Origin of the sequence: Sphingobacterium sp. WOUb80 (genome assembly GCF_050058145.1) — a bacterium.
Lineage (GTDB): Bacteria > Bacteroidota > Bacteroidia > Sphingobacteriales > Sphingobacteriaceae > Sphingobacterium.
In genome coordinates this window covers 1,424,614-1,443,834 of the sequence record NZ_CP165617.1, presented here as the reverse complement: position 1 = coordinate 1,443,834, position 19,221 = coordinate 1,424,614, and the positions used below count along the sequence as shown (strand labels likewise).

Genomic DNA, 19,221 nt, shown 5'->3' with positions numbered 1-19,221 from the left:
ATCCTGTAGACACGAAGCTACAACAACCAGACTTACTGCAAGTTCTAAAAATAAAGGCACGGCTTTTGTAAACTACTAAGTAAAAAAAAGTATTATGAGAAGAACGCCTTACACCACATCAGTTATTATATTGCTCGTCTTATGTGTGATTGTACTAATGACCACATGTTCAAAAATTGCCTAAATTACATCCAGTTTGGGCAAAATTGTAAAACCGGTAATGAACGTAATGACGAGTTCATATTGAAAACAGCATCTAAAAAAATAGATGCTTAGGCCTTCCTCATGGCTTTCATCTAGCCCATAAATTTCGCTTTATCGATCAGGAAAGAACACAATCCAAACAGATTGTGCTAAACTTCGTTATTCTCACAGGTATACCTATAAAAAAGCCCTAGAGCGGGGAACTCTAGGGTCTTAGCCATATATTAACCTATTTTATGAAAAGTATTTGTATCAATAACGTCTTAGTTTTCTATTTATTTTGTACAACATAGAAATTTCTTAAATTTTCTTTTTTCGCACAGCGATTCAATTCATATCAATTACCTTATAGCGGTTGTGCTAAGCCAATCAATAATCCCTCTACTCCTCTTAGATAACAAAGACGATACGCATTTTCGTATTGTACAACTTCGCCAACCAGGACAGCCTCATGATTGCCAATTAGCCTCTCCAGCACATCATCTATATCCTCAACGGTAAACATCGCCCGCAAATAGCCCAAGGCGTTGACAGGCACATTTCTATGATCTGCAATTATCGCTGGATCAATAAACCTTGAAAGCTCCAATCGGCTGTGTCCATCTGGCGTCACCATCATCGCAATCTCGACTTTCTGTGCGCCAAGCCCTGTAACTTTACCTGCCCATTCGCCTTCGACTATGGATCGCCCTTCCAGATGCAATCCAAGTTCAGAAAAGAACGAAATCGTTTTATCCAACGATTCCACTACGATGCCCATATTATCCATTCTAAGTAACCTGCTCCTTTTCATAATATATCATATTTATCAATAAGGTGTTAGCAATCTAGATTAAAGATACACACGAAAACTTAAAGTTGCCATAAACCAATCACAATCAGCACCTAAAATTTATAACTCAATCCTGCTTTTACCATAAAAGGCGTTCCGGGCGTGAAATGTAATTCGGAAACAGGCTGCTGTTCATTTCTTAAGCGGGTCTCAGTTTCAAACTGGGCCTCATTCCACTTGGTGTTAAACAAATTCTGGATTTGTAGCAAAAAATTCCATTTCCCCATCCCATAGTTCAGCAGCAGATCATTGACAAAGTAACCTTTAGCCCGTACTGAGTTATCCTCTATCGCTGGTTTTGTATTCATATACCGGTATCGCAAATTTGCAGAGATTCCAAGTGGCAGCTTTACCGATATCCCTCCCGTACTTGTTAAAGAAGGAACAAGAGGGATATAATCTTCCCCTTTTGGTTCGTCAATTGCCCTCGCATAAGCATAGTTGATGTCTCCGTCGAGATATAGCCAAGGTGTTGCCTGATAGCGCAGACTTAAATCGGCCCCTAGACGTTTTGTTTTTCCCGAAGGCTCAACGACAGCCTCGTCGCCTACATATACAAACTCTTGCTGAAGATACAGTCCCCATAAAGCTGGCTGAATAAAGAGATTGTCAGTTGGCTTCCAGATCAAGCCAAGATCTGCACCATAGGAAAAGGGCATGATATCTTTACCTTTTTGTTCCATCACTACCCTGATATCATTGGAATGAAATCCCATACCGGTTTTCAGATACAACTGAGCTCTATTATTGAACGTATATCCGAAGTTCAGCTTTGGACTAATTCTTGTCGCGGAAGCTTCTTGACCTGCAGGATCGCTTTTAAGCTTATCATGCAAGTTAAAAATCAAGTGATCGACACGCACAGCAGGATTAATAGTCCATTTTCCAATACGCCAATCTAGATTGCTATAGGCATGCAGATTCATTTCTACGCCCGAAATATGCGAAAGCCGATCTAACAATTCGTCGCGCTGATAGACATGGTTTAGTTGAAGATCTTTGATATCATCCACTCGGAGCCCAAAACCCGATGTCCAAGAAAGCTGACTATGGTCAAAATGAAATTGGCGATTGTATTTATTTTCGATACCGTACAGGTATCGATTATCAACCTGTTCTATTTCATCTCCATGTACCGGATCTTTCAGAAAAAAGGTAAAATCCGAAAACAATTGAAATTTATATCGGGACAGATAAACGTTGCTTTCCCAGCTTTCGTTGTCACTAATCAAAGCCCGATATTGCATAGCCAAATTCATGCGGGATGTGTTTCCTCCTTCAGTAGAATCAATTGACCCCCATCGGCTAATCAGTCCCTGACGGACAGCACGTTCCGGAATCTGCCCGGACGCATTCCAACCCGAACTGAAAACAGATCCCTGAATGTTGATATAATGTTTTTCATCAATCCATTGATTATATTTTGCGAATAGATTGACCCTGCTAAAATTTTGCTTTATATCAAAAGGTCCATTTGAATAATTAAACTCGCCTGCAGCATAGGCATATTTATTCTGCTCGTGATTGTTCAATAAATTAAACATGGCTACTGTCCGCCACGAGTCAAAAGAGCCTCCTTCTACCTTAAAAAGATTGTTATCCAAATGATCCAAGGTGGTAAAATTAACGTACCCCGACGTATTCAAATCACCTTTGTCTGCATAATAAGCACCCTTGCCAAAGTCAATATCCTTCACTGTTTCGGGAATTATAAAATGGAGATCTGCATACCCCTGACCGTGGGCATGAGAAACCATATTGACGGGAATACCATCTGCACTAACGGCAATATCTGTACCGTGGTCATTGTCAAACCCGCGCAGAAAAATCTGTTCTGCCTTCCCTCCTCCGGCATGCTGCGCAATAAAGAGTCCGGGAACTTTCCGTAATAAATCTTGTGCCGAATTAACAGGGATCTTATTTAAATCAACCTTACTCAGCGTTTTGCTACTATTAAAAGCGTCGACTTGAATTTGGCTCAATTGCACCTCGTTCTTGTGCATCTCGATCTCAATCGGAGACCCCGCATCTTTTAGTATGTACGTCTGATCGAGATAGCCAACCCGGCTCAATAATAATGTATCAGGGAATATTCCCGGCTGCACCGAAAAAGTACCGTTTGCTGCTGTATGACTGTGCTTTATCCCGCGTTGATACTGTATATTAACCTCTTCTAATTTCTGTTTACTGTCTTTATCTCTTACAGTCCCCTGAATTACACGCTGCTGTGCATATCCATGTACAGTTGTTACTAATAGCAATGTAAAAAAGGTGATTTGACGTTTATTCATCATTATCTTCTAATAAATTAAGTTTAGGCAGTTTAATACCTCCGTTCATACTGTTTAAAATTCTACTATCACCGAAAATTACCATCCAAGAAATAACATACCCGCTCCGCAAATTGATAATACAGCACCACTGATGGCATGGACATACCTATCGAGTTTTTCGGTATTGAGTAAATTATATCCATAAATTCCCAATAATACCATACCTACCATTGTAATCACTGTCGTTATTGTAAAAGTGCTTATTAATGTAATCACCTCTGGCATTGATCGGTGCGCACCCGAAAAAAAGAGAAGTGGAATCAATGGTTCGGATGGCCCCATAACGAAAATTGCAAACAACACCAAAGGGGTCACCTTCGTCTTATTGTGATGGTGATGATGGCCTGGTGCGCTTTTTCCATGTGCATGTTCATGTACGTAAACCTCATCTCCCATGACGTCAAAATGCTTGTGGGAATGCTTCTTTGACATTTTCCAGATTCCATAAACCAGATATCCTAGTCCAAAAATAAAGAGCGCCCAACTGGAGACATTCCCACGCATATCCTGTAACCAGCTGATTTTATTCAGCTGCCAACCAAGATAAACTCCAATAATACCCAATATAACTGAACTGAAAACGTGTCCAAGTCCACATATAATAGTCCATAGTATGGTTTTGGCTAATGACCATTTTTTTGATTTTGACAGTACAATAAATGGCAGATAATGATCGGGGCCCGAAGCAGTATGAAAAAAACTGATCGTAATAGCTGTAATAGCTAATGCATAAAGTGTTGTGTTCATGTAAATGAGTTAATAGTGAAGCGCAGGATTGAACCGCTTTCTTCAAACAAAGAATTATTGCATAGGTTTTAGCCGTCAGTTGACTCAACCAATGACATTCACCAAAGGGAAAAGGGATTTAACTGTAAATTTTGAAGGAATGGTAAAGGATACACCTGTCAGGTAGTCTGTTGGACAGATATTTATTCTGAAGTTCATAAAAGTTATGCCAGGATTTCTTATCCGTAAATAGCAAGAAAATAGGTAGAATCAGTCCTAAGGTACAGAGCCAAACAGCATATTCTAAATGCTGATCATAACTCAATTCAAATGAGCATTCTTCGATCGATCCAAGATAAAAATCAAAATGGGATGGTGAAGACACGATTGCCGTTTTTGGGGAGCTATTGTAGTCAGGCTGTGAAATGACACCCTTGTTTATTTTGCCTGTCAAGAGTAAACAGAAACAAACAATGGGCATTACAATAAAAATATGTCTTAAATACTTATACATAGTATATAACATCCCCACAGGAATAATACATCAAATTTATTGCAAGACGGACTCTATTGAGTAGCACAAATCTTGAATTTTATAGCCCTTTTCTAACCAAATAATATAATATAGTTATTTAAGCAGATCTTGTAAATAACAGAAAAAACACTTAAAAACCCATTAAAACCAAAAAATAAGATTCACCAGCACTAAAGCAGCAAATTTAAACTAGCACAAATCACGAATTTTTCAATCCCATTATATTGATGATATATTTTCTAAATTTCGATCGTACAATTCCCTCTTTTAAAGGTTTTTTATGATCGCGTTTATCTCCACATAGAAGCTAGAGAATAATTTTAAATGTTTTATCCGTAGCTAGCAAAATAATACTGAGAAAGCACATGATCAACGAATTGTAGAAATGATGGTACTCTTGATGTGCCATATGCGCTGTAAATGCACCGACTGCAAATGGAAACAATAGCAGCACAGCCAAGTTCTTAAACTGCGGATTATACAAGCCCCCCAAGAGCAACAGTACTCCTATTAGCTCGCCGAGTCCAATACCTATTGTCCAAAATTTATTAAATCCTAATGAATGCATACTCTGTATCATAGACGTTTTCTGAAAGACTTTGAATAAGGATGCATAGCCAAATACATAAAGATAGTAAGCATAGCTTAACCAATGAACGATTGATTTAATTATTTCCATTTCTATATTTTTTGTTTTTCTTACAAATTTCTTTATTAATTTGTTGAAATAACAGTACATACAAGATTGTATGATACCAACAAAAAAGTAAGTATGAACCCGAGAAAAGAGAATTCAACCAATCATATCAATGAATTATATTGGAAAGATCACTGTGGTATTGCATATACATTAGCCGCAATCGGCGGCAGATGGAAAATAAACATCCTTTCCTATCTTCTTAATGAGGATAAACTCCGTTATGGTGAGCTGCGGAAAAGGCTCGTAGGAATATCTGAGCGTATGCTGATAGCGAAATTAAAGGAACTGGAACAGGATCGTTTAATATCTCGAACAGTGTATCAACAGGTCCCTCCAAAAGTTGAATATCAATTAACGGAGCTTGGTCGTTCGCTTGAACAAATATTAACGCTAATGGATGATTGGGGAGAAGATCATCTCCCCGACTCAATGCGCCGATAGTGCATAAAGCGCAAATGTACCCAGCCAGTGTGACCCCATATAGTCATCCGTCGTTGTGATATTAGGCAAAGAATAGCTTAAATGCTTATTGGCCAGTTTATGCAGGTAGTTCAATTCTGGCAGTGCTTTAGCAATACCGTTCAGACAGGTCGCCCGGCTAAAGTTCAGTCCATCCAGATGAACCAGGTGGCCATCGGTACGGTCTTTCACAATGCCCGGTTCCAAATTAAAATCCGGATTAAATAGCTCAGGCATAAAATCCTTCAGCCACTTGCGATAGTCCTCCTGCTGCATAACCAGGCTCATACAAAGAGCTTCTTCAAGACAGGGAGAAAGAAAATCGCTCCCACTTGGCTCAAAAGAGATATTGCAGTTTTTATCATGGTTATATAATCGTGACGCATTCGTCATTAATGATTTTTCAAATGTTGCATTCCCTGAGCTTCTAGCATAATCTAAAGATAGGGAAAGACCAAATGCTGAATTATCATGGTAGCCAGTCCGAATCGGATAGACTAACTTGGGCAGATATTCCTGATAGGATTTTACGATATGTTTTACCAAAGGCTCAAGATTCGAAGCCCAGCGTTTTGCGTCTGCATCTTCCCAGGTTAGTAATTCTTTCTGGAGCTGCAACAACCAGGCCCATCCATACGTACGCTCAAAGTTTTTATTATTCTTGTCCTGAAAGAAAGCCAATTCAATTGCCACATTCTCCGCTGTGATATTTCGGTTCAATTGACGACGAATTCTACCCGAGCTATCCAAATTGGGAAATGCTTTCAAAATATGCACAATTGACCAATAACCATGCACAGAAGAATGCCAATCAAAACAACCGTAAAAAATCGGATGCAAAGTACGAGGTGCTTTTAGATCGCCATCACTACCCAGTACCTGACCTAACTTATTGGGATATTCCACCTCGATACAATGTAAAGGCAAGCTGAGTAAATGCCTGGCCTGCACGCTATCTAATGTCAAAGGCTTATCATTTGTACTCGTATTTACATCGATATTCGAATTATTTTGGCAGGCCATAAAAACAACTGAAGCACAAAAAATTCCCACTATATTTTTCATAAACTACTATATTACAAAATATTACACAACATTAACCAAGTAATTGTTCTACCAACTTAGGAACGGCAACTGTAGCGGCCTCCTCAAAACATTGTACGTTACGCAAAACAGTATGATTAGCTATCTTTTTATCAATTAAAAAGATCTGGCAATGATTAGACGCAAATTCTTTGAGTCCTGCTGCGGGATAAACTTGCAAAGAGGTACCTACGATAATTAAGATATCAGCTTCCGAAACTAAAGCTGCAGCCTCTTCGATTGCCGGTACTGCTTCCCCAAACCAAACTATATTAGGTCTTAGCTGGCTACCTTTCTCACAAAGATCTCCCATTTTTATCTCATCACCGATGATAGGGTAAACCAAGCGGTCATCAATAGATGATTTTGCCTGATCCAAGCGGCCATGTAAATGAATAATATGTGATGATCCGGCCTGCTCATGTAATAGATCCACATTCTGCGTGATAATACTGACCTGGTATTCTGATTCCAATTCAACTAAGGCATGGTGAGCTGCATTTGCATTTGCCGCCAAGGCATTTTTCCTACGCAGATTATAAAACTCCTGAACCAAAACTGGATTTTTATACCAGCCTTCAATTGAAGCTACCTCCATCACATCATGTCCTTCCCACAATCCATTTGCATCCCGAAATGTAGGTATACCACTTTCTGCAGAAATACCTGCCCCAGTCAATACAACAATATTCTTTTTTCTCATGTTAGATCTAATCGTTTACCAATATACAGCTTTAAAACCAACCTTTTATAGAACCATCACTACCCGTTACTACCTGGGAGCGATTATTCATTTATCAACATGGACGCATAGTCATGGGGGAGTTCCAGTCTGATAGAGTCTTTACTTGCCGCCGCTTTACGGTTCATCTCATCAAAGGAGCGTTGATAATACACAAAGGCCCTGTTTGGAATATGCAGTTCACGGGCTTTTTCCACATTAAATCGATATCGGTTATCTTCCAGACGAACATGCTGATAAATACGGTAGGTAACCACTTGAATCTGCACCTTATCAAAAGCTGGAATAACTTTTAAATCTGCCGGCTCATGAAAATACTTCTCATTGAAGTACATAAATTCACTCGACTTCGCTAGTACTTCGATATTCATCTTTCCATTCACTACTTCGTTTGTGAGCGAATCTGCCCGCAATCTGTCGGATTTACTTCCATCACCGGAAGAACAAGAAATACTAATGAAAATAAAAAACGGAATAAACACAGTTTTGATCAGATTCATAAGCCTAAGTTATAATAAAAAATACTTCTGCACGACAATTGAGGAGAAAAATGGACTGATTAAAACAAAAAATAGATTAGAATGGTTTAGATCGCACATAAAAAAGCCTAGGATATTTTATTATCCCAGGCTTTTGCTTTAACTCATTGAAGACAATTCGGCCAGTTAAAGGTTATTCTCAATAGCACCGACTTTCTCCCGGTACAATTGCACTGGGGCATCCAGTAATACGGCGATAACTGTCATATTTTTATCTAGGCGTTCTGCGGGTGCCTGAATGTAGATAATACCAGGGATACTGCTCCAATATAGTTTATTAAAGATTTCATGATTTATCATCGAACCTTCACCAACTAATCGGATCCTGGCGACTCCATTTTTGATACCTTTAAGCGCTATTGGGCCTGTTGGCTTTCCTTCAACAAAAAGATAGAGTGTCTGACGATCTTTTGAAAGTGCGCTAAGGCCTTCATAGTGCCCCTCAGGCAAACCCTTCCCTGTTTCGTAAAGCGCTTCAGCATGGTCTTTGACCCATTTTATTACCGCCGGATTCGTTGTGTTTGTTGTAGGTAGCTTCGCTTCCATACCGTCCACGGTTAGTCCTGAGTTGTCAAAGATATTTTTACCTGCATGCAACGTCGAAGCTATCTGCGCTAAAGCTCTATCTGTAAACTTATTATCCAATACTGATTTTAAACTCACTTCAGTCTCTTTCGGAGCCGTCCAGCGAAGTTCTTCTGAGAAATTCAGCGCTATCACGGTAACATCCTGATCAAAGTTAATCTTCTTCAAATCTACCTGAACAATCCCGTCTTCGGATTTAACACTGACTTTAGAAGAGGCATCACCTATAACTGAAACTCCTTTAATAGCTGTATGATTAACCAAACCTCTGAGTTGCAATTCAGGTTTTTGTTCGTACACATACAGATAAAGTGTTTTGCCATCTTTTGATAATGCAGATTTCCCATTATAGTTAGCAAAAGGAATACCTGCTCTCGTTCCATAGATCGCGGCCGCGTGTTTATGAGTCCATCTTCCCAGCTGTTTCAAGATATTTAATTGTTCCGCAGGGATTGTTCCATCTGCTTTTGGACCGATATCCAGTAACAAGTTCCCCCCCATAGAAATACAATCGACCAAGGTCCGAATAATCATATTAGGGGATTTATATTTCTTATCAAAAGGCTGATAGCCCCAAGAATCGTTCATGGTATAACAAAGCTCCCAAAATTTAGCATCTGGACGCGTTACAGGAATCCCCTGTTCGGGTGTGTCGTAATCACCATGATGATTCAATCGTGAGTTTATAATAATATTCGGATTGTATTTCCGCAAAAGGCTTAATGTCTCTTTTGCTTTCCACTCCTCCGCACTGTGCTCCCAGTCTCCGTCAAACCAAATTAACTCAGGCTTATACTGCTCCGACAATTCTGTCAGCTGCTTTTGATAATATTGCACATAATTAGTCCAGCGACCAGGTTCATCTGCCAGCTGATAACGTTTTCTATTACGTGTAAAAACATCATAATAGGGATGACTCCAGTCGGGCAGCGAATAATATAGCCCAGTATGCAAACCTTCTTCTTGTATTGCTTTCACAAAAGGTGTAATGACATCCTGTTTTGCAGCAGCATCTTTCAGTGTAGTGATCGCTTTATCGGCTTTCGTATTCCACATGGAAATCCCATCATGGTGCTTAGTGGTAATCACCGTATACTTTGCCCCGGCTTCTTTGATTAGTTTAGCCCACTCCCTCGGTTGATAATCTTTAGCTGTAAAACCATTGAGCTGTTTAATATAATTATCGTGATTGATATAATTATTAAAAAATGACCAGGACTCTGAGATTCCATCCACAGAATAAATTCCCCAATGAATAAAAATACCCAATTTGGCATCTTCAAACCAATCCATTTTTTGTGTTGAAACCTTGTTCTGGGCTGAAACGTTTGAGCACGCCGATGCCAAAAGAACAAAAAGAGAAATCTTTCGAAACTTCATAAAGCTATTTTATCGATTACATAACGAGTTTAAGCCGGCAAAATACACATTAATCAGCACAATACAACTATGTAAGGGATAAATTACGATCGAGAAAGTTAGGGAATTTATTAAATATTTAAACGGACCTAACAGGGACTTTATAGGGACCTCATTCGGACCTCATTCGGATAAAGACGTATAAAGTACCTTTTAAGTACCTATAAAATAAGTTGCAAGTAACTATTATATACGACCCTTGTAAGGAGATGTACTGTCTTTGAATTGATCTAACTTGTAAAGGTGATAGATTCTTCTACTTCAAGTGCCAAAATTTGGACTAGTATTGACCATTTTTAGCTGTTTGTATGTGCTTACAAAAACTTCATGTATATTTGAAAGGTATGATCGAATTATATACTGATGGCGCTTCCAGTGGGAACCCAGGTCCTGGAGGCTACGGAACTATTTTAAGAACAATTTATACGGGCGATAATGAATCGTTTAAAGGAAAGCTGATTGAAAAGGAGTTTTCGGGTGGTTATCGCAAAACGACCAATAACCGAATGGAATTGATGGCTGTTATCGTTGGCCTTGAGGCCCTAAAAAACTTGAATCAGCAAGTTACGGTGTATTCTGACTCCAAATATGTTATTGATGCTATCGACAAAAAATGGGTATATGGCTGGGTTCAAAAAGGTTTCGCAGGAAAAAAGAATAAGGACCTTTGGCTGCGTTTAATGAATGCGTATAAGCTGCACAGCGTTCGCCTTGTTTGGGTAAAGGGCCATGCGGGTCATCCATTAAATGAGCGCTGTGACCGTCTGGCGGTTGCGGCATCCAAAGACAAAGCAAACTGGAAAATTGACAGTGTTTTTGAAATGGAAGAAGGTAAATAGAAAAGGGAGCATTTTGATACATGCTCCCTTTCCTATTCTATTTAGTTTAGATTATTCGCCGCTTTCCTTCGCAGCGAGATATCTTTCCGCTTCCAGCGCTGCCATACAACCTGTTCCCGCAGCAGTAATTGCCTGACGGAAAATATTGTCCTGAACATCCCCACAAGCAAAAACACCCGGTATATTCGTCGCTGTACTATCTGGTTTTGTGATCAAATATCCGGTTTCATCCATATCCAATACACCTGTAAACAATTCGGTATTTGGTTTGTGGCCGATCGCAACAAAGAAACCTGTCACTTCTAAATCTTTTTCAGACTGATCTTTATTATTGATAACGCGAATTCCAGTGACAACCTGACCGTCTCCTAAAACTTCTTTCGCCTCAGAATTGTAATGTACTTCGATATTTGGCGTATTCATGACACGGTGCACCATTGCTTTAGAAGCACGGAACTCATCACGGCGCACCAGCATATGTACTTTTGAACATAGTTTTGCAAGATATGTAGCTTCCTCAGCCGCTGTATCTCCCGCCCCAACGATTGCAACCTCTTGATTTTTAAAGAAAAATCCGTCACATACAGCACATGCTGAAACACCAAAACCATTATATTTTTGTTCAGATTCCAAGCCTAACCACTTCGCGGTAGCTCCTGTTGCAATAATCACAGTATCAGCGGTAACTTGTACCGTTCCGTCAATTTCCACACGGTGTACCGCACCTGTAAAATCTACTTTGGTTACATATCCAAAACGTACTGAAGTACCAAAGCGTTCTGCCTGCTCGCGCAAATCTTCCATCATCACAGGTCCTGTAATACCTTTTGGATAGCCTGGGAAATTGTCCACCTCGGTTGTTTGAGTCAATTGCCCACCAGGTACAATACCAGTGTACACTACAGGCTTCATATCTGCACGTGCAGCATAAATAGCTGCTGTATAACCTGCTGGTCCCGAACCAATAATCAAACACTGTACATGCTCCACTTCTTGTTTGAATTCCATAATCCTTTTTCTAAGCTATTAATTAAAGTTATTTTTTAAATTTATCTTGCAATCCTTTCAGCATATCCAACGAAATGCTCTGTGGAGCCTCCTCTTTTTGCTGATTGAATTCCTTTTTCGCAAGTTTTCTATCTTCCGCAGAATGAGCGGCAGCCGCTTTAGCTTTTTGCTCGTTCTTCTCTTTTTTATATCTATTCCAGATATTTTCCAATACCTTTTTTGTGTATAATGGAAAATCTCCATTTTGCATCCAGGCATAGTAACTAGGTTCCTGCTCAAATACTTCTACAATAGGTTTTCCTTTATGTTTTCCAAAATTGATCGTTTCCTGTCCGTCGGCATTATAAACAAGACGTCCAGCAAAATCCACCGGCTTACTTAAGTTGGTAAATGCATGCAAAGCTTCAACATCGTTAACTACAGGATGGGAAACGACACCATGTTTATCTTCAAAAGCCGCACCTTCATATTTTGTCAGCTGTGCTTTCAATACCTCATATGTCGCACGAACATCCGCTTCCGCAGTGTGCGCATTTTCGAGGTTTTCATTGCAATAAAATTTATAGGCAGCTTTCAAGGTACGCTGTTCCATTTGATGAAAGATATTTTGAACATCTACAAATGCTCTACCCTCCAGAGAAAAATCGACACCTGCGCGTAGGAATTCTTCCATCAGCATAGGTACATCAAACTTGTTGGAATTATATCCCGCTAGATCTCCATCGGCAATGAATGCTGCCAGTTCCACCGCTATCGCCTTAAAATTAGGCGCATCCTTCACATCTTCATCATAAATGCCATGAAAAAAAGAGGACTCCGCGGGAATAGGTATTTCCGGATTGATCTTCTTTGTATATACTGTTTCTTCACCATTGGGCATCACTTTCAGAAATGATACTTCAACAATACGATCCGTCGCTACATTAACGCCTGTAGTTTCCAAATCGAAAAATACCAATGGTCTCTTTAATTTTAATTCCATGCTGGATAGTACACTTTTTTATCAAAAACCAAAAATACAAAGTAGTATTCGATTTTTGTAGTCTTAGAAATTTAATTTACAACCGCTTGATGAAGTAGTTCCCCTTGGCTTATTTTCCCAACAACAACCTTCACCATCGTGTCAAAGTCCAAATATTTATTGGCAATATCACGTACCTTCTCAGGTGACATATTTCTGATCTGCTCCATATAATAAGAATAGTAAGTTAATGTCATCCCGTTCAATAGCACGCTCTTAAATTTGTCCGCATGGGAAAAGATACTTTCCAATGAACCTAGCATCGACCCCTCCATATAGGTTTTCACAAGGTTTACCTCTTCAATAGCAGCCAATGTCGTTTTCAATGCATTGATCTCCTTCTCTATTTCGGTCAGGGTTGCCCCTGTTACATCCACACCTACTTCCGTGACAATAGTTAAAAAACCAGTATGTTTCAGGGTTGCCACAGCCGAACCGATACTATACGTATATCCTTTTTCCTCGCGGATATTGCGCATAAGACGGGAACCAAAAAAACCGCCCAACAATGTGTTGACAAATTGTAATGCAGGATAATCGGGATGGGTTCTTCCTATGGTCTGATTACCTAGACGAATGGCCGACTGCAGCGCATTGTCTTTTTCTTCATAAGCCAATTCGCTGGAACCCTGGATTAAAATTGGGTCATCTAAACTTGAAGTCCCAACGGCACCTTGCCATTCAATACCGAAAATCTGTTCAAGTTCCTGCAACAGACTATCGGAAACATTTCCGGATACGATCAACGTACAATTGCTGGGATCAATTTCTTTCTTGTACAGTTCAATCAGCTGTGAACGAGTAATCGCATCATAATCTTCAAGTTGAGGTGTCCTCCCGTAGCGATTGTCTTCGCCAAAGATCAGATTATAGAATTTACGTCGTGCCAAGTAATCATTCTTTTGAATGGAAACTTGAAACTTCTGTTTGTTATTGCGTAAATAGGTATCCAATTCTTGCTGCGGAATCGACGCTTCGGTCAAAATATCCTTTACCAAAGGCAGCAGTACCTGACTATGCCTATTCAAGGTATAAAGCGATAAAGATGTGGTATCAAAAGAGTATTCAGGGACGAGAAATGCACCGTAAAAATCCACTTTATCCGCAATCTCTGCACTGGACATTGTCCTTGTACCTTCTTTAAGCAAGGCACTTAAAGCACTATTGAGCAAAGGGTTTTCACGCTGCCCTTCGAGATAGGTATTTGCAAATATCCACTCTATACGAACGAGCTCTTGCTCAGGTGACTGAAATACATATACAGGCAGTCCGTTTGCAAATTGTTTCTTTATCGGTTCTTTCAAACTGATGTTTCCGATTTCACGAAACTCTGGTGCTTTCGTTCTATCCAACATGTAGCGCCTCCTCTTCTTTTGATTTATACATTAATATAGAAGCATTCTCTGCTCTGAAAATGGTCTGAGCCTGCTCTTGAACCTCTTCGGCAGTAACCTTTAAGTACCTTGACACTTCCGTATTGATCCCGTCTGCGTCACCTAATAGTTCATGATAAGCCAAGTTCATCGCTTTATCCAAAATGGATAATTCGGCAAAAACATTGGTCGATTCGATCTTATTCTTAACTTTTTCAAGTTCTGCAGCAGGAACCAGCTCAGATTTCAAAAGATCCAATTCAGCCCAAACAGCACGCTCAGCTTCCTCAAGGGAAATTCCCTCCGATGGTTTTCCCTCGATCACAAATAAATTACTGTCAATACTTCCCATGACATACGCGTTTATTTCACTGAAAAGTTGTTCTTCTTTGACAAGTCGGCGATAGAGGCGAGAAGATGAGCCCCTCGATAAGATATCCGACAACAGATCCATGGCGAAATAACCTTTTTCCAAACGTGCCGGACCATGGAAAGCCATATAAAGTGCATCTAGAGGCACCTCTGCCCATATAGTTTCCCGTCTGATCTCCTCTTGCACAGGCTCTTTTGGCAACTGCCGATTGTACTTCTCACCTGCCTCAATATCCCCAAACCACTTTTGAGTCAAAGCTTTGACTTCTTCAAAGTGGACATCACCAGCCACAACCATAATCGCGCTCTGCGGATTATAATGCAATTTGAAGAACGCTTTCACATCTTCCATTGTCGCCTCTTCGATATGTTTCAGCTCCTTTCCGATGGTTGCCCAACGGTAAGGATGCACCTGATAAGCCAAAGGACGTAATTTAAGCCATGCGTCACCGTAGGGTTGATTGAGATAGCGCTGTTTGAACTCCTCGCTCACAACATTGCGCTGTACCTCTAAGCTTTGCGCTGAAAAGGCCAAGCTTAACATGCGGTCTGATTCCAGCCATAAGGCAGTCTCCAAATTAGAAGATGGCAATGTGATGTAATAATTTGTGATATCATTGCTGGTAAATGCATTATTTTCACCACCAACTTTTTGTAATTCGGTATCAAAATTGGGTATATTGATACTGCCGCCAAACATCAGGTGCTCAAATAAATGTGCAAATCCCGTTTGGTCGGGAGATTCGTCCCGTGCACCTACATCGTATAAGATATTGACACAGGCCATAGCCGTATTATGATCTTCGTGTACCAATACGCGAAGACCGTTTTCTAACGTAAATTTTCGATAAGAAACCATCTATTTTTTTTGATGTTTTTAAATCCAGTTAATACCTTTTCGCAATAAAGACAAGGTCTTGGCTTCTTCTGAGCCTTCCTCAGGACGATAGTCGTACACCCAATTAGCCTGGGATGGCAAGCTCATCAATATAGACTCTATTCTGCCATTGGTTTCAAGTCCGAATTTTGTTCCTGAATCCCATACAAGATTAAACTCCACATAGCGTCCACGACGGATCAACTGCCAATTCTTTTGCTGCTCAGTAAAAGATTTATGGCGGTTCTTCTCCACCAGCGCCGAATAGGTCGGCGCAAAGGTACGTCCGAGATCACAAGAAAAAGCGAAAATATCTTCCATGCTCATCCCTGTTTTTTCCGTATTTAATTTATCGTAAAATACACCACCTATGCCACGTGTCTCTTGACGATGACGGATATAAAAATAATCATCCGCCCAGTTCTTAAATTTGTCGTAGAACGTGGCATCATGCTGATCACATACCGTTTTCAGCTGCTGATGAAAATAATGAGCATCCTCTTCGTTAACATAATGTGGCGTCAAATCTATTCCTCCTCCAAACCAGCGAATCTGATCATTCAGTTCGAAATATCGGATGTTCATATGTATAATTGGTACCCATGGATTATTGGGATGAATCACAATGGAAACCCCTGTTGCAAAAAAATCATCTTCATCTACACCAAACGATTTTTTGATCGCTTCGGGCAATTTACCATACACAGATGAGAAGTTTACGCCTCCTTTTTCTAGAATATTACCGTTTTGAATAATCCTGGTACGACCGCCCCCACCGCCTTCTCTCTCCCACAGCTCTTCTTCAAACCGCGCTGACCCATCCAATTTTTCCAGCGCCTGACATATTTCGTCCTGAATTTCCTTATAGGCTAAAGCAATCGCTTCTTTTGTTATCATCTACTCTATTACTGCTTTTATGTTAATTTTTCACTCAATGCTTGAATAATCTTAGATGCTGGAAGGTGTTCATACAAAATTTGGTGCACAGCATCACAAATGGGTAATTCAACATCATATTTTTTTGCATACTCCTGAATACATGCTGATGCATAGTATCCTTCAGCGACCATGTTCATTTCAAGTTGCGCAGATTGTACACTATACCCCTTTCCGATCATATTTCCAAAGGTTCTATTTCTACTGAACTGCGAATAGGCTGTCACCAAAAGATCCCCTAAATAGGCCGAAGTATTCACGTCGCGTGAAGTATCGCCATCAACTTTACCAACAAATCGGCGCATTTCACGAATCGCATTGGACACCAATACGGCCTGAAAGTTATCTCCATAACCTAAACCATGGCAAATACCGCCTGCTAAGGCATAAATATTCTTTAATACCGCTCCAAACTCAATTCCTAAGACATCTTCAGACAGAATAGTTTTGATGACCCGTGATGATAGAAAAGAAGCTACCAGCGCCGCGCTATCCAGATTCCTGCAACCGAATGTCAAATAGGATAGCTTACCTAAGGCAACCTCTTCTGCGTGACAAGGCCCTCCTACGACGCATATCTGCTCAATATCGACATCATAACGCTGTTCCAAAAATTCTCCGATAATCAGATTATCTTTAGGAATAATTCCCTTAATCGCCGAAACGACAATCTTATTTTTAAAATCTTCTTTCGTGACATTTGCCAAAGCGTCCTTCAGATAAGCCGCTGGCGTATTTAAAATAACAATGTCCGAATTCACGATCACATTTCTTGCATCGGTATCAATCGTCGTAATGCTAAGATCAACAGATACGCTGCTTAAGTAAGTAGGATTATGTTTGAATTTTTGAATATATTCCGCATCCTCTTCTTTTCTTACCCACCAAAAAATATGTTTGTCTTGGTCATTTTCGCATAGCATCTTGATCATAGCCGTAGCCCAGCTTCCGCTACCAATTATACCAATCTTTTTCCCCTGCATGTCTTTAATTTGTTTTCGATAGCAAATATACTTATTTACTACTTAGATATACGATTCGTGCAGAGAGATATGATAATTTCGTTACGTTTCAGGAGAACAAACGTTGCCAAAAGCCTGTTTCTAGACCGACATAATATTCATTATCTTCGTATTTAGTGGGATAAATAGAAATAAAATCATGCTGTCCGGGATCACCTCTGCCGCTTGTAAGATCAAATGCATGGCGGTGAAAAGAACAGATCACTTTCCCACGCTCGCACCAGCCATTTTTCAGTGGAGCCCCCGCATGCGGGCATTTTCGCGAAAAAGCATAAAGCCTATCTTCAAACCAGGTAATACAGATAACGCGCCCCCCAACTTTATATTCGCTGATTCCCTGTTTTTTTAAAAATTCGGCCTGTTCAATTTTGTACCAATGAAGCATATGACAAGATAGTTAAAAATTACAGTGAATTTTCTATCTTTGTGCAATTTCAAAAATTTGCACTATATATGGCTTTACAATGCGGTATCGTAGGTTTACCAAATGTCGGTAAATCAACATTATTTAACTGTTTGTCGAACGCGAAAGCGCAAGCGGCAAACTTTCCATTTTGTACAATTGAACCAAATGTTGGGGTAATTACCGTACCGGATGCCCGTCTAAATAAATTAGCTGAATTAGTTAACCCACAACGAATTGTTCCAAACACTATTGAGATCGTCGACATCGCTGGTCTTGTGAAAGGGGCTTCAAAAGGTGAAGGCTTAGGTAATCAGTTCTTAGGAAATATTCGTACAACAAATGCTATTATCCACGTTTTAAGATGTTTTGATGACGGTAACGTAATCCACGTGGATGGCTCTGTAGATCCCATCAGAGACAAAGAGATCATCGACACCGAATTACAGCTGAAAGATTTGGATACGGTAGTAAAACGTATCCAAAAGGTTGAAAAAATGGCTAAAACAGGTGGTGATAAAGAGGCTAAAAGAACATTTGACATCCTATCGATTGTCAAAGAACATTTAGAAGCTGGTAAATCGGCACGTACAGCAGCAATCGAACCTGAAGATTTTGAATTTATACAAGATTTGGCGCTACTGACAGCTAAACCAGTACTTTACGTATGTAATGTAGATGAAGGTTCTGTTAATACGGGCAACGCTTATGTAGAACGTGTCAAAGAAGCCGTAAAAGACGAAAAAGCAGAAGTCCTTGTTATTTCTGCCCAGATTGAATCCGAAATAGCACAGCTCGAAAGCTACGAAGAGCGCAAAATGTTTCTAGATGACCTTGGTCTGGAAGAATCTGGTGTCCACAAGTTGATCCGCGCAGCCTATTCCCTTTTAAATCTGGCAACCTATTTTACGGCTGGCGTACAGGAAGTTCGTGCATGGACGATTGAAAATGGATTTACTGCTCCTCAGGCAGCAGGTGTCATACACACCGATTTCGAGAAAGGATTTATCCGTGCTGAAGTTATCAAATATGACGATTTCGTCGCACTCGGCTCTGAAAATGCCGTAAAAGAAGCCGGAAAATTGTCGGTAGAAGGAAAAACATATATTGTCCAGGACGGCGATATTATGCACTTCCGCTTTAACGTATAACAAGCTATTCTTTAGCGATAAAGAACTGTATAAAAATAGGCCGGAAATTATTTTCGGCCTAT

At 40.0% G+C, this 19,221-nt stretch carries 18 protein-coding genes; 3 read left to right on the top strand and 15 right to left on the bottom strand.

Features of this window, described 5'->3' with window-relative positions; genetic code table 11:
- Positions 1-550: 550 nt before the first annotated feature.
- The 4 genes from AB1Z56_RS05680 to AB1Z56_RS05665 all read right to left on the bottom strand — a co-directional run bounded on the left by AB1Z56_RS05680 (position 551) and on the right by AB1Z56_RS05665 (position 5,309).
- The gene (locus AB1Z56_RS05680; protein WP_313263411.1) at positions 551-997 is read right to left on the bottom strand and encodes a VOC family protein; all 447 of its coding nucleotides are present in this window, start codon (positions 995-997) and stop codon (positions 551-553) included.
- A 92-nt stretch (positions 998-1,089) separates the two neighbouring features.
- A complete protein-coding gene (locus tag AB1Z56_RS05675; protein ID WP_309360525.1) occupies positions 1,090-3,330 on the bottom strand; it encodes a TonB-dependent receptor in 2,241 nt (746 codons plus the stop codon).
- A gap of 75 nt (positions 3,331-3,405) precedes the next feature.
- Positions 3,406-4,116, bottom strand: coding sequence for a hypothetical protein (locus AB1Z56_RS05670; protein ID WP_309360527.1), 711 nt, complete (start codon positions 4,114-4,116; stop codon positions 3,406-3,408).
- A gap of 821 nt (positions 4,117-4,937) precedes the next feature.
- Positions 4,938-5,309: a DoxX family protein gene (locus AB1Z56_RS05665; protein ID WP_426791380.1), complete on the bottom strand. Its 372-nt coding sequence runs from the start codon at positions 5,307-5,309 to the stop codon at positions 4,938-4,940.
- 93 nt (positions 5,310-5,402) lie between these two features.
- Between AB1Z56_RS05665 and AB1Z56_RS05660 the strand changes: the two genes are divergently transcribed.
- Positions 5,403-5,771, top strand: a complete 369-nt coding sequence (locus tag AB1Z56_RS05660; protein WP_309360531.1) for a winged helix-turn-helix transcriptional regulator — start codon at positions 5,403-5,405, stop codon at positions 5,769-5,771.
- Here the strand turns inward: AB1Z56_RS05660 and AB1Z56_RS05655 are convergent.
- The 4 genes from AB1Z56_RS05655 to AB1Z56_RS05640 form a co-directional block, all read right to left on the bottom strand.
- Positions 5,757-6,854: a DUF2891 domain-containing protein gene (locus AB1Z56_RS05655; RefSeq protein WP_426791379.1), complete on the bottom strand. Its 1,098-nt coding sequence runs from the start codon at positions 6,852-6,854 to the stop codon at positions 5,757-5,759. The two genes, AB1Z56_RS05660 and AB1Z56_RS05655, sit on opposite strands and share 15 nt — an antisense overlap.
- 31 nt (positions 6,855-6,885) lie before the next feature.
- Positions 6,886-7,575, bottom strand: coding sequence for a Sir2 family NAD-dependent protein deacetylase (locus AB1Z56_RS05650; protein WP_426791378.1), 690 nt, complete (start codon positions 7,573-7,575; stop codon positions 6,886-6,888).
- 83 nt (positions 7,576-7,658) lie between these two features.
- Positions 7,659-8,114, bottom strand: coding sequence for a hypothetical protein (locus tag AB1Z56_RS05645; protein WP_426791377.1), 456 nt, complete (start codon positions 8,112-8,114; stop codon positions 7,659-7,661).
- Positions 8,115-8,279: 165 nt separating this feature from the next.
- On the bottom strand, positions 8,280-10,118 hold the full coding sequence (locus AB1Z56_RS05640; RefSeq protein ID WP_426791376.1) for an alpha-L-fucosidase: 1,839 nt from the start codon (positions 10,116-10,118) through the stop codon (positions 8,280-8,282).
- 383 nt (positions 10,119-10,501) lie between these two features.
- Here AB1Z56_RS05640 and rnhA point away from each other — a divergent pair, with 383 nt between their 5' ends.
- Positions 10,502-10,996, top strand: coding sequence for a ribonuclease HI (gene rnhA / locus AB1Z56_RS05635; RefSeq protein ID WP_309360542.1), 495 nt, complete (start codon positions 10,502-10,504; stop codon positions 10,994-10,996).
- A 51-nt stretch (positions 10,997-11,047) separates the two neighbouring features.
- On the opposite strand, the gene trxB is transcribed toward rnhA, so the two are convergent.
- From trxB to AB1Z56_RS05600, 7 genes are all read right to left on the bottom strand, one after another.
- Positions 11,048-12,004: a thioredoxin-disulfide reductase gene (gene trxB / locus AB1Z56_RS05630; RefSeq protein ID WP_309360544.1), complete on the bottom strand. Its 957-nt coding sequence runs from the start codon at positions 12,002-12,004 to the stop codon at positions 11,048-11,050.
- Between the two features lie 28 nt (positions 12,005-12,032).
- Positions 12,033-12,986 (bottom strand): exonuclease domain-containing protein, encoded by a 954-nt coding sequence (locus AB1Z56_RS05625; RefSeq protein ID WP_309360546.1) that lies wholly within the window; start codon positions 12,984-12,986, stop codon positions 12,033-12,035.
- A 71-nt stretch (positions 12,987-13,057) separates the two neighbouring features.
- Positions 13,058-14,380: a M16 family metallopeptidase gene (locus tag AB1Z56_RS05620; protein ID WP_426791375.1), complete on the bottom strand. Its 1,323-nt coding sequence runs from the start codon at positions 14,378-14,380 to the stop codon at positions 13,058-13,060.
- Complete coding sequence (locus AB1Z56_RS05615) at positions 14,370-15,629, bottom strand: M16 family metallopeptidase (RefSeq protein ID WP_313263424.1); 1,260 nt, start codon at positions 15,627-15,629, stop codon at positions 14,370-14,372. Before AB1Z56_RS05615 ends, AB1Z56_RS05620 begins: the two co-directional genes overlap by 11 nt.
- Before the next feature lie 18 nt (positions 15,630-15,647).
- The gene (hemF, locus tag AB1Z56_RS05610) at positions 15,648-16,544 is read right to left on the bottom strand and encodes an oxygen-dependent coproporphyrinogen oxidase (RefSeq protein WP_309360551.1); all 897 of its coding nucleotides are present in this window, start codon (positions 16,542-16,544) and stop codon (positions 15,648-15,650) included.
- Between the two features lie 17 nt (positions 16,545-16,561).
- Positions 16,562-17,566 carry an NAD(P)H-dependent glycerol-3-phosphate dehydrogenase gene (locus AB1Z56_RS05605; protein ID WP_309360553.1) on the bottom strand — a complete coding sequence of 335 codons (1,005 nt, stop codon included), beginning with the start codon at positions 17,564-17,566 and terminating at the stop codon, positions 16,562-16,564.
- Between the two features lie 88 nt (positions 17,567-17,654).
- Complete coding sequence (locus tag AB1Z56_RS05600; protein WP_426791374.1) at positions 17,655-17,990, bottom strand: Rieske (2Fe-2S) protein; 336 nt, start codon at positions 17,988-17,990, stop codon at positions 17,655-17,657.
- A 68-nt stretch (positions 17,991-18,058) separates the two neighbouring features.
- Here AB1Z56_RS05600 and ychF point away from each other — a divergent pair, with 68 nt between their 5' ends.
- Complete coding sequence (gene ychF / locus AB1Z56_RS05595; protein WP_309360557.1) at positions 18,059-19,159, top strand: redox-regulated ATPase YchF; 1,101 nt, start codon at positions 18,059-18,061, stop codon at positions 19,157-19,159.
- Positions 19,160-19,221 lie beyond the last annotated feature (62 nt).